This window comes from Granulicella mallensis MP5ACTX8, from assembly GCF_000178955.2.
GTDB lineage: Bacteria > Acidobacteriota > Terriglobia > Terriglobales > Acidobacteriaceae > Granulicella > Granulicella mallensis.
On the sequence record NC_016631.1, the window covers coordinates 1,142,910 to 1,155,264 of the forward strand.

Annotated in this window: 6 protein-coding genes; all 6 read left to right on the forward strand. The window is 54.8% G+C overall.

Translation table 11 applies throughout. The features are described 5' to 3' along the window. Window positions 1-7 precede the first annotated feature (7 nt). The 6 genes from ACIX8_RS04745 (at window position 8) to ACIX8_RS04770 (ending at window position 12,297) form a co-directional block, all read left to right on the forward strand. Window positions 8-814: a glucosamine-6-phosphate deaminase gene (locus tag ACIX8_RS04745; RefSeq protein ID WP_014264186.1), complete on the forward strand. Its 807-nt coding sequence runs from the start codon at window positions 8-10 to the stop codon at window positions 812-814. A gap of 130 nt (window positions 815-944) precedes the next feature. Continuing rightward, entirely contained in the window at window positions 945-2,270 is a 1,326-nt protein-coding gene (locus ACIX8_RS04750; protein WP_014264187.1) for an MFS transporter, read from the forward strand. Window positions 2,271-2,532: 262 nt separating this feature from the next. Then, entirely contained in the window at window positions 2,533-3,324 is a 792-nt protein-coding gene (gene agaR / locus ACIX8_RS04755; RefSeq protein WP_014264189.1) for a transcriptional repressor AgaR, read from the forward strand. A gap of 373 nt (window positions 3,325-3,697) precedes the next feature. Further along, window positions 3,698-7,402 (forward strand): TonB-dependent receptor, encoded by a 3,705-nt coding sequence (locus ACIX8_RS04760; RefSeq protein ID WP_014264190.1) that lies wholly within the window; start codon window positions 3,698-3,700, stop codon window positions 7,400-7,402. A 283-nt stretch (window positions 7,403-7,685) separates the two neighbouring features. Then, a complete protein-coding gene (locus ACIX8_RS04765) occupies window positions 7,686-8,735 on the forward strand; it encodes a phytoene/squalene synthase family protein (RefSeq protein ID WP_014264191.1) in 1,050 nt (349 codons plus the stop codon). Between the two features lie 355 nt (window positions 8,736-9,090). Further along, window positions 9,091-12,297 carry a TonB-dependent receptor gene (locus tag ACIX8_RS04770; protein WP_150110492.1) on the forward strand — a complete coding sequence of 1,069 codons (3,207 nt, stop codon included), beginning with the start codon at window positions 9,091-9,093 and terminating at the stop codon, window positions 12,295-12,297. Window positions 12,298-12,355 lie beyond the last annotated feature (58 nt).

The following is a 12,355-nucleotide window of genomic DNA, read 5'->3' on the forward strand; positions in this document are numbered from 1 at the left end:
TTAAAGAGTGAGTACTCAAGCCAACATCGATACCATTAGACGCTTTAAGGTTGGAACCATGAATGTGGAGGTTTATCCATCGCGGGAGTCGATGGGGGCCGCGGCGGCCCGCGCTACTGCAGAGGCAATGACGCAGCTCGCACTATCCCAAGACATGATGGGGGTCATCTTCGCTACGGGTGCGTCGCAACTTGCAACACTGGACGCACTAACGAAAATCGACGGATTGCCCTGGAGCAAAGTTTCCGGCTTTCACCTCGATGAGTACGTCGCGCTTCCGATAGAGCATCTGGCTTCCTTTCGTGGCTATCTACGTAAAAACCTGACCGATAAGGTGCCTATCGGAACGTTCAATGAGGTCGATGGGACCGCCGCTGATCTGGACGAGGTTTGCCGCTCCTATGCTGAAAAACTCCGAGCTGCGAATCCACAGCTTTGTCTGCTGGGTATCGGAGAGAATGGGCACCTCGCGTTCAACGATCCTCCTGTTGCAGATTTCAATGACCCACTCGATGTGAAGGTCGTCAAGCTGGATGAGGCATGCCGTATCCAGCAAACGGCAGAGGGCTGGTTTAAGACGGCCAACGACGTTCCAGAACGCGCCGTTACACTGACGATCCCAACGATGCTTCGCGTTCCCAAATTGATCGTTTCGGTTCCGGGCACTCGCAAGGCGGGTATTATGCGGCGCTCGTTGACAGAAGAGATTTCGACCGCATGCCCCGCTACTATTCTCCGCACACATCCTGACGTGACAATCTATCTGGATAACGACTCCGCCTCCGAATTGGCCGACTTTTTGCCATCTTACTGAGAAGATTGAATGGCAAGATCGATGCCAAGAGGCGAACCTTGTCGTGAATATTTTGCCGCTCATGTAGACAGTGGAGTTAGGACAGTAAGCACAACACACAGACCTGTCCTTCTGTGTTGAGGATCGCCTGATGACGGCATGGATCAAGCTACCGGAATCGAAAAAGACACGTGCTGTTGGGCGGACGAGATGGTGGATTGTCTGGACACTGTTCTTTTCCACGGCAATCAACTACATCAGCCGTCAAACCTTTTCGGTACTTTCTCCTGTTATCGCGGCGCAATATCATCTCAGCCACACTGATCTTGCGAAGATCATTGGAGCTTTTCAGATCTCTTATGCTCTTACCTGGCTCGTTGGCGGCATTTTCCTGGATGCGGTCGGCACACGTATTGGCTTGATTGTCGCTGTGATTTGGTGGTCTCTTGTCAATATGATGATGGGCTTCGCCGGTTCTGTCTTCAGTTTTATGGCTCTGCGCTTCATGCTCGGGATCGGCGAGGGATTGAACTGGCCGGGTGCGAGCAAGACGGTTGCAGAGTGGTTTCCAAGCCAGGAACGCAGTGTCGCAGTCGCCATTTTTGATAGCGGATCCAGCGTGGGAGGAGCGCTGGCGGCGATGGTCATACCATGGATCGCAATTGAATTCGGTTGGAGATGGTCTTTCATCTTCTCAGGACTGCTGGGATTCCTGTGGCTCATTGCGTGGCTTTTTGTCTATCATCCACTGGATCGTCACCCCAGGGTTGGACAGCCGGAGCTTGATCTCATTCGGGCTGGACAAGAGATGCCCTCCAAATCTCAGGAGCAGGGGCTGCAACGCTGGCTTCGCCTGGCCAAAAATCGAAACGTCTGGGCTATCGTTCTTGGGCGAGCGCTGACCGATCCCATCTGGTGGTTCTATGTATTCTGGCTACCGCAATATTTAAGTGATGTGCGCGGATTTAGCCTGAAGCAAATCGCCTATTTTGCGTGGCTCCCATTCGTTGCTGCAGACCTCGGTAATTTCACCGGCGGCTTCTTATCGGGATACTGCATCCGTCGTGGCCTCTCGATTGTGCGCGCCCGGACTGCGGTTTGTTTGGTAAGCTGCCTTCCTATTCTCGCTGGTATACCCGCGGCAAGGGCTCATAATCCCTATGTTGCCTTGGCACTGATTTGTGTAGCTCTTTGGGGATATGCCGGTTGGGCCACCATGGGACTTACATTGCCCTCGGATCTCTTTCCCCAGGACGTCGTCGCAACCGTTACAGGACTAAGTGGTTTAGCGGCGGGCATCGCTGGTGTGTGCTTCACGGCTGTTGTGGGGCTCACGATCGACCGGTTCTCCTATACGCCAGCATTCTTCATAGCGGGTCTGATGCCGTTAGTGGCTACGGCGTGCCTTCTCTTACTACTTCGTTCTCCCGCTTCAGAAATCTCAGCTCAGACTGAGGTAAATCTCAATGCTCTCTGACGTGAAGTGGTTTAGGTGCCAGAACCACGCCAATAACAATGGCGAAGGGAACAGATCAAACTATTATTGGATTTTAATGGTTCTCTGGTATTGATTCCCGCCGCAGACGGCTCCGCAGGGTCGCTGCGCTTTTGTATGGAACGCTCAATCTACCCATCAATTTGCTACACTTCTCGCAATACGAATCGGCTAGAGCAATCGCGTTATATCTCCTTTCGTTGAGAGCTATAGCATTTCGAATCAGAGTGCCGATTAGAAATTGATGATGATGAAGAAAAAAGCGAAAGCGCCCATGCTCATCGAGGAGCGCCGGCAGCACATCCTTTCTTTGATCCAGAGTGAGGGTCGCGTGCTTGTCGATGAGCTGTCGAACAATCTTGATATTTCGAAGATCACGATTCGGAAAGACCTCGACTATCTCGAAGCGAAGGAACTGTTGGTCAGAACTCACGGTGGAGCCTTGCCGTCCCACGCTGGAGCCTTATCCGATCCAACGATCCAGGAAAAAGAAGAGCTTTACCACGATGAAAAGGTGAAGATTGCGAAGGCCGCAGCGGCGATGGTTTCCGAAGGCCAGTGCATCATTCTCGATTCAGGGACAACCACTACGGAGATAGCTCGTTCACTCTCTTCGCTGAGGCACCTTACGGTAATTACCAATGCGTTGAATATTGCTGCGGACCTGGCCAGGAGTGATTTCGAAATCATCATGATTGGTGGCACATTACGTAAGAATTCCTTATCGGTCGTAGGTCCTCTCGCGGACGACGTCCTGAAGGAGATGCATGCAGACATTGTGTTCCTCGGTGTTGACGGCTTCGACTTAAAGACCGGGCTCACAACGCCGAACGTTCTTGAGGCGCGCGTCAACCGTGCCATGGTGACAGCTGCGGAGAAGGTCGTGGTGGTCTGTGATTCCAGCAAGTTTAACCGGAGAAGCCTCTCCTTGATCGTGGCGGCTTCCGAGATCGATCACATTGTTACCGACAGTCAGCTTCCGGAAAGAGATGCAAGAGCGATTCGTGAAGCAGGTATCGAACTCACGATTGTGTAAACTCATCCGCCATAAAATTTTCGACCTGATGCGCTGAAGAGGCGGAAAGTGGGTCGCGCTCCCCGGTTTCCAGAACAATCTGAACTGCACCGGAGCTGCGCTTCTCAAGCCTTACTTCGTCGTATCTGTCTCAGAACAAACGTCGCGAAGCTTTCGTTTCCGGTGCGCCTCTGCTGTCTCCAGAAAGCATAGGGAAGGGTTTGGATCTTGAGGCGCATCCTTAATGCGCGCGCTCCACGGCCTCCGTGCTGCACCCGAGGAAATGCGTTGACTTTCTGTTAACAACTTCGTACAGTCAAACCTTCACTATATCGAGCCTTCAATATACCGCAGTCACTCCACCTCAACCGAGGCGCCTCAGGGGGGTTAGACCATGAAGCATATGAAGTTTTCGGCAGAGTGTTCCCAATCGGTAGAAGCCGCTGCCGGCACAAAGATCCGCAAAGCCTTTTTCCTCCTCATCCTCTGCTTCATCGCGCTGGTGAGCTCGGCCCCGTTATATGGGCAAGCTGCTGGAAGTTTCTCCGGGAATGTTCTCGACAAATCCGGATCGAGTGTCCCCGGGGCTGACGTCACCGTGGTCTCTCAGGCTATCGGCCTCACTCGTGTGAGCAAGACGGACAGTGCCGGACACTATCTGATTCCACTGCTCCCCTTCGGAACCTATACCGTACGCGTCGACGCGGCCGGTTTTCAAAGCGCTGTCTCCAAAGAGCTGCAACTCCAGGTCCAGGAAGCCCGCGAACTGGATTTTTCGCTCTCACCCGCTACTGTGAACACCACGGTGGTCGTCACCGGTGACGCGGTCGTTGTCGAGACCGGCAATTCCTCTCTTGGTCAGGTCATCACGTCGCAGCAGGTATCGCAGCTTCCCCTGAATGGCCGCAATTTTGTTCAACTGGCCACACTCACCGCTGGCGCTACGGCAGAAACGAACCCCAACAGCTTCTTCGTGTCTGGCGCTGACAGTGAAGTGGCGGCACGCGGTCCCCTTTCTTTGTCGGTGGGTGGCTCGCGCCCCAACAGCACCGACTGGATACTGGATGGTGTAGATAACAATGAGCTCACCTCAGGCGGTATCGGCATCTACTCCTCGATCGACGACATCCAGGAGTTCAAGGTTCTGACCTACACCTACTCAGCCGAGTATGGTACCCGGGCGGGCCCGACCGTACTGGTCACCACGAAGTCCGGTACCAATGACATTCACGGGTCGCTCTTCGAATTTGTGCGCAATACCGACCTCGACGCCAGGAACTACTTTGCAACCACTCCCACTAAGTTCAACCTGAACCAATTCGGCGGCTCAGTCGGTGGCCCCATTCGCAAGGACAAGACCTTTCTCTTCGTGGATGGCGAACAAAAATATCAGCGGGAGGGCATTACCTTTACAGGCCTGGTGCCTTCGCTGGCTATGCGCTCCGGTGATTTCTCCAACGACGCTTATGGCCGTCCCGCCACCGTCAACATAGCCGGGGTACCACAAGCGGTCCCTGGAATCGTCAATCCGAATATGATAGGCGCGTCCACGAATCCAGCCATATACCCCAACGTTTATTTCCAGTGCAACGCGTCTGGGGCTCCGTTACCTGTCAATCCCGATGGAAGCCAGGCCCAAGGCATTCCCTGTGGCAAGATTCCAACCGGCCTGATCAACAATATCGGGCAGGCGATGATCAACCTGTACCCCACACCGAACGCCAATAATCCCGGTCAGAACTACAACTATGTCAACGCGCCTGTGCGCAGCCTGAACGAAACCAAGTTCGATACACGTTTGGACCAGACGTTTTCCAGCAAAGATACGGCTTTTGCTCGTTTCAGCTACGATCAGGCCACGTCCTATGTGCCGGGTGGCGCTCCGGGATTTGCTGAGGCTAGCGCCTTCGGCAGCAATCAGCGGATCGCCAATCACGCACGTAACGTCGCTCTCAGCGAAACCCATGTGTTCTCGCCTAAGATGCTCAACCAGGCTAGTTTTGGTTACAATCGCATCTTCGACTACATTTTGTCGCAAGGCACGGGGACGTGTGCTTCAAACACGATCGTTCCCGGTGGGATTCCTGGTGCCAATCTTGGATGTGGCAGCGGCTCTACCTGCGCTGCCGGCGCTTACAGCTGCGGGCTGACCTCGACAGAAATGACAAACGGCGGCTATTGGGCCCTTGGCGATCGCGGCTACTCTCCGTTCCAGGGTGGAACGAACATCTACTCTTTCAAAGATTCCTTTGATCTCATCCTGCACAAACATGACCTCAGAATGGGACTCGACTTCCGAGCCAATCAGATGAACGTGGGCTCGGAGGCCTTTGGGGATGGCTTCTGGCTTATCGGCAACGGCGGTAACTTCACTGCTACCACCGCGCCTTCAAGCCTGTGTACTTCCTCGAGCACTGCTAATTGTGCCATCCCCGGCAATTCGGAGGCCGATTTCCTGCTCGGCCTCTCAGGCGGGGGAATTCATGACCAGACCTACGATGGCGCTGTCACAGGCCGCCGCTGGAAGATCTATCGCCCCTTCATCGCGGATGATTGGAGAGTTACACCCTCTCTCACGCTCAACCTCAGCCTGGCCTGGGACATGACGACTCCGATTACCGAAGAGCATGGGCGCATGGCTGACTACATCCCCTCTACTGGCCAACTACTCGTCGCCAATCAAAACGGTGTAGGCGCGTCAGCGGGCATCAACATGGACTGGACAGCCCTCGAGCCCCGCATCGGTGCTGCCTGGAAAGTTTTGGGCAGTGAGAAGACGGTGCTCCGCGCCGGCTACTCGCTCTACCACGACTCTGCATGGAGCCAGGGCGCACAAGGCCTGTGGCAGAACCCGCCCTTCCTGGGTGAATCCGACCGCTTCACCGGAGCCGGCTGCGCCTTTGCAACCTCCTACTGCGCCTCTCCGGCAGGAGGAAGCCAGACGCCCACTGGATACAGTCTCTCCGACGGATTTCAACTTCTTCCAACGCCGCCCACTGTCTCTAACTATCAGGGTTCGTTCACCTATGAACCCACGAACCTCAAACTGGGCCGGGTCCAGCAATTCAACGTGAACGTCGAACGCCAGTTGTTCGGCAACCTTGTGCTGACTGCCGGCTATGCCGGTTCCCGCGGGACCCACATCCTGATGCTCGGCAACGATCTCAACACATCAAGTCCGTCCGGATGCGGCACGGTGACCGGCTACACGCTCGGCTGCCTTCCCAGCGGAGCTCCTTATATTCCCCCCTACAACGTGCCGAATTTCAACGCGATTTTGCTAATAGGCGATGTGGGTAAGGCCAACTATGACTCGCTTCAGATCAAGGCGGAGACCAAGACGCCGAAGTACGGCATCTACGCCCTGGTGGCCTACACTTACTCCCGCACCTATGACAACGGGTTGAGCGACGGCCTGGGTTCTGAACTGAGCGCTCCCTACTTTCCTCTTCCGAACTGGCAAAACCTGGACTGGTCCCTATCGCAGATCAATCTGGATAACAGCCTCACGGCCAGTGTCATTTATGATCTGCCCTTCGGTCGTGGCAAGCAGTTCGGCAGCAATTGGAACAGCGTGACCAATACCTTTTTGGGCGGCATCCAGGTGACGCTTATCGAAAGAATCTCTTCGGGATTCCCCGTCCCCTTGATCGACACCTCTAACAACTCAGGTGCTTTCTTCGAAAATGGTGGTAATAGCAACAACTGGAACCGTCCTGACCAGGTGGCCGGTTGCGATCCCTACAAAGCAGACCACAGCAAGCATCAGTGGCTCAACCAAGCCTGCTTTACTTCTCCCGTTGCTGGCGAGCTGGGGAATGCTGCACGAGTTCCGGTTGTAGGACCGGATTTCGTCAACACGGACTTCTCCCTCATCAAGCAGTTCGCGCTGCCTCGCAAAAATATGGGTCTGAACTTCCGAGCCGAGTTCTACAACCTCTTCAACCATCCGCAGTATGGAATGCCGGTAAACGATATCAGCGCTGGTTCGGCTTTAGCCGCTGGTGCTTCGATACCCAATACTTCTCCGTTCGGCGCGGTCAACTCCACCGTCAACAATCCTCGCCTTGTGCAACTAGCTCTCAAACTATCGTTCTAAAGCGCACAAGCCAGACAGGACGCATTCTGTTGAAGCATCGGGGAGGTCTGCGAAATTGCAGCCTCCCGTTTTTTGCCCGCATCGAACACTTGCGCCCCGCAGCCACGTGATCCAGTTCGCTGAGATGCAATTGTCGTATCGCCGTTAGTCCAATTGCGCTGGACGTACTTCGCTCTCCCGGCTGCAAAATAGAGGCAGGATTACTCGAAACGGCCCTTCCTGTCGTCGCTTCATTCAACTTGGTCTACCGGTAGAATGGATGAAGGAATGGCCACCAGAACTCATGTCTAACCCAGCTCGTGCCGTGCTTCTCGGCCCCCTCCTGAAAAGTGTCTCGCGATCTTTCTACATCACCCTGCGCGTGCTTCCCGCAGGAATGCGTGATCCGATTGGCCTTGCGTATCTCCTGGCACGAGCCGCGGACACCATTGCCGATACCTCACTGATTCCTCCGGGACAGCGAATGGAGCTACTCTTGTCCCTTCGCAATCAAGTGAACGGCACGTCCGACGAAGCAGCGCTCAGGCGTATGTCGGCGGAGGTTGGCTCTCAACAAGCAGATTCAGATGAAAAGGTCCTGCTCGAGTCGCTTGGAGCAGCACTGACGGTGCTCTCTCAATTGAGTCAGTCCGATCGAGAAGCCGTGCGCGATATCGTCACCACTCTTACAACGGGGATGGAGTTCGACCTGCGTACTTTTCCTGATGAGGCGTCAGGGCGGATCGTCGCACTTCGGGAGTTCTCCGAACTGGATCAATACACCTATATGGTGGCCGGATGCGTGGGGGAATTTTGGACGAAGATGACCTTTATGCATGTGCCTGGCACGTTTGCCGGCAACCCTGAGGTCGTGTTGAGCCGGGGGATTCGTTTCGGAAAAGCGTTACAGATGACGAATGTTCTCAGAGACTGCGGCAAAGATCTACGGATCGGACGCTGCTACCTGCCATCCACGATGCTCGATCGATTTGGCTTAAGTCCACAAGACCTTCTGTTACCAGAAACATCTCTGCCCGCACGGCCGCTCTTATTCGAGCTCGTGGAAAAGGCCCTCGAGAACTTTCGAGAAGCGATCGAATACACGCTCTGCCTTCCAGCATTCGCGGTACGGCTACGGTTGGCCTGTTTGTGGCCAATCCTTATTGGGTTAGAGACCCTGTTGCTGCTTGTGTCCAACGATCACTGGCTGGACCCGGCAAAGGTTTCAAAGATCCGGCGGGGTGACGTGTACCAAATCATGGCGGCCTCGGTGCCTTTGGTGGCATCCAACCGACTCCTGCGTCTCTGGATGGAACGGCGGATAGGGAGCATCGAAGCCCGGATGAAAGGCTGAAATTCGTTGCCGCCAGATTTGATTGCTGGTGTGCAAGAGCGGACGCAGGGAATGCAATCCGCTCTTAGAGCCTGGGCGGTTTTCGGATGGTCATCGAGTTTTCACAAACGCATAAACTCTTGAGCCAACTGAACTAATTCCTGAAGTGAAACTTTTGGCACGTTAATATACGGTGTCTTGCACAGGTGTCGAACTCTGGATGACTTAGGGTGGGATCATCGCCGGTCCCGCAGGGCAGTCGCCCTGCCTATCAATGTAGCTATCCAGCCCACCACCTATAGGTTAGTGCTCGATGATCGCTTCACGATTCCGCTCTTGTGCGTTTGCTTTCTGTCTTCTATCACTCCCTCTCAAGATGTTTTCACAGGCAGGTGTAGCGTCTCTCTCGGGGCGAGTCACGGATCCTTCCGGGGCAATCGTGGCCGGCGCAGAGGTCACGGAAACCAACATCGATACACAGGTATCTCGTACCAAAGCGACAGACCGCTCGGGCTACTACACCTTTGTAGGACTTCCGGTGGGGCATTATCGAGTTTCCGCCAATCAATCGGGATTTCAGGAGCAGGAAGTCTCACTGATGCTTGATCCTTCGGAGGACGGCCGACAGGACTTTCGTCTTAAAGTAGCGGGCGGAACAACCCAGTTAGATGTCACCGTGGAAGAGCCACAACTATCCCGCGATGATGCTTCGATCGGCACGGTTATCGATAACCAGACAATTGTGGGGACTCCGCTCTATCAACGCAACTGGGATGACTTGATTCGTCTGGCACCAGGTGTCCAGATGCAGCGCTTCACTCAGCAGAGCGGGAGCAGCGTATCCGGCAGCACCGGTCTCTTCGTCATCCATGGCATCGGGGATGAGCAGAACGATTACATCCTTGACGGCATCGACAACAATACATTCTCCGAGAATCTGCAGGAACTTTCTGCATCGGCGGCACGCCCTTCGGTGGACGTAATCAGTGAGTTCAAGCTCATCAGCAACGCCTATACAGCGGTCTACGGTCGCAGCCCCGGTGGCCAGGTGGACGTATCGACCAAGGGTGGAACGAACCAATATCATGGCCTTCTCTTCGAATATCTGCGCAACAAGATCTTCGATTCGAACGACTACTTCAGCCACCAGGAAAATATCGCAAAGCCTGAACTGAACCAGAACCAGTTCGGCGGGTCCCTCGGTGCACCCATCATCAAGGACAAGCTCTTCGGGTTCTTCAATTACGAAGGCACCCGCATCGCCCAGGGTGTGAATCGTATCTCCACCGTTCCGCTCGCGAATGAGCGCGCCGGCGTCTTCACCAGTGCAGCTGCCGCGGCTGCGGGTGCCCCCAACGTCACCTATGCGACTTTGTACAATCCTTCCACTGGCAAACCCTTCCTGAATAACACGATTCCATCCGGAGCCTTCGATCCTTTTGGTTCAAAGATCCTCAACGCCTTCCCGCTCCCGAATCTGCCCGGTGACTTCAATAATTATGCGCGAACAGCTCCGATCATCGATAACACGGATAGCTATGACGCGCGAGTGGACTGGAACCCGAGCAGCAAGGATCTTGTTTTCGTCCGCTACACGGGTTCCAACCGAATCCGCGATGTCGGTGGAAATTTTGGCGGTATCGCAGACGGCAGTTCCACATCCTCGTGGGGCAACTCGACTCTGAAGTCGTGGTCGATAGCGCTGGGTTGGACCCGTACCCTCAGCCCCGCGCTTACCAACGATTTCCGCTTCGGATTCGTCCGGAACTTCTCTCAAGACAAGCAGCAGCCCTTCGGGCTGAACAGCCCTGACGCGTATATTCCGGGAGTTCCAAACAATCCGGCTACCGCAGGCGGTATTGGCATCACCGAATATGTTTCGGACAACAATGCCACCATCGGATCTCCAGCCTTTTTGCCCAAGCAACAGGTCCCGCAGCAATTTCAGTACACAGACACAGTCTCCTGGACCAAAGGGAAACACTTCTTCCGCTTCGGCGGAGATCTGCGCGCGCCCATGCGTAATATCTATCAGGATGAGGATTACATGAACGGAGGCCTGGCCTTCGCTGGTATCTTCTCAGCCGAAAGCGCTACTCCTGGAAATGGTTCGGCCTATGCCGACGGGCTGCTTGGACTGGTCTACGAAGGCGGCCTCTCCAACGTCTACTTCGTCGATCAGCGCCTCTGGATGATTTCGGCTTTCGCGCAAGACGATTGGAAGGTTACGCCGAAACTGACGTTCAACCTTGGTCTGCGCTATGACTTCGCCACACCGCCTTATTCAGCGAAGAACCAGTTGGCTAACTTCGATCCCGCAGGTGCCGGATCGCTGCTCTTCGCTTCCGCTGGATCTCTGTCCCAACGCTCATTGGTCCAGGTAAACAATCACGACTTTGCTCCGCGCCTTGGCGTAGCCTATTCCCTCGACGATAAGACCGTAATTCGCGGTGGATACGGCATCTACTATCTCCTGTTCAAACGTGCTGGCAGCGAAGACCAACTGGCTCTCAACCCGCCGGATCTCATCGAATCCACCGCGTATCCGAATTTGACCAAGTTCCAGCCGGCTTTCCTCCTCCAGCAGGGATTTCCTGCCGATACTCTCAGTCCGGCCAATCTTAACTATTCGCTGCTCCATATCCATGCGATGGAGCAAGCTTCACCCACCCCTTATTCCCAGGAGTGGAGCTTCGGCTTCCAGCGTCAACTGCCTGGAAAGGTGGTATTAACTACTGACTACGTGGGCACTAAATCGTCACACCTCGATGTGATCCAGGACCTCAACCAATACATCCGCGGGACAACAACCTTGCCGTATCCGAACTTCGGATACCTGGAATATTCTCGAGCCAACGGCGTCGGGAATTACAACGGTCTTGAGGTGTCTGCGCAGCGGCGCTACTCGAGTGGCTTGTCGCTTGAAGTGGCCTATACCTGGTCGAAGAACACAGGCACCACCTACCAGCAGACATTCACGAATGCATTGAGCGGTTCCGATGTGCCGCAGCGTCTTGTCGCGTCTTACCTCTATGAGTTGCCCTTTGGTCACGGTAAGCCGTTCCTTTCACGTGGTGTGGGATCTCAACTGCTTGGAGGCTGGAGGACGTCCGGTATCTATACCTATTCAGCAGGTCTTCCTTTTACCGTTACCTCAGGGGGAAATCTCTCGGACCTCGTCGACACGAATGGCAATGCGACATCGCTTCCAAATCTCATCGGCAAACCGAAGATCGTTGGAAGCCCGAATTGCTGGTTCTACACTCCGACTGCGGCCTGCCAGGCGCTCTCTCCAAACACCTCCGCAGCATGGTCCTTGCCCTCAAGCTCCGACCCCTACGGCGATGGAGGCACTAATACTCTACGTGGACCCCATACGAACGTCTTTGATTTCTCTCTGACGCGCGATTTCGCTCTCTATCGAGAGACGAAGCTCCAGTTCCGTTGGGAGGTCTTCAATCTCACGAATACCGTGTTGTTCGCGCAGCCTGATTCCGCCTTAACTGACAGTGGCGTCGGCACGATTACGTCGCTCGCAGGCGATCCACGCTTCATGCAGTTCGCTCTGCGGTTGTCCTTCTAGCAAAGCGTCAATCAGCGTTACTCTACACACTGGCGCCGCTGTTTTTGCAGAATCGGTC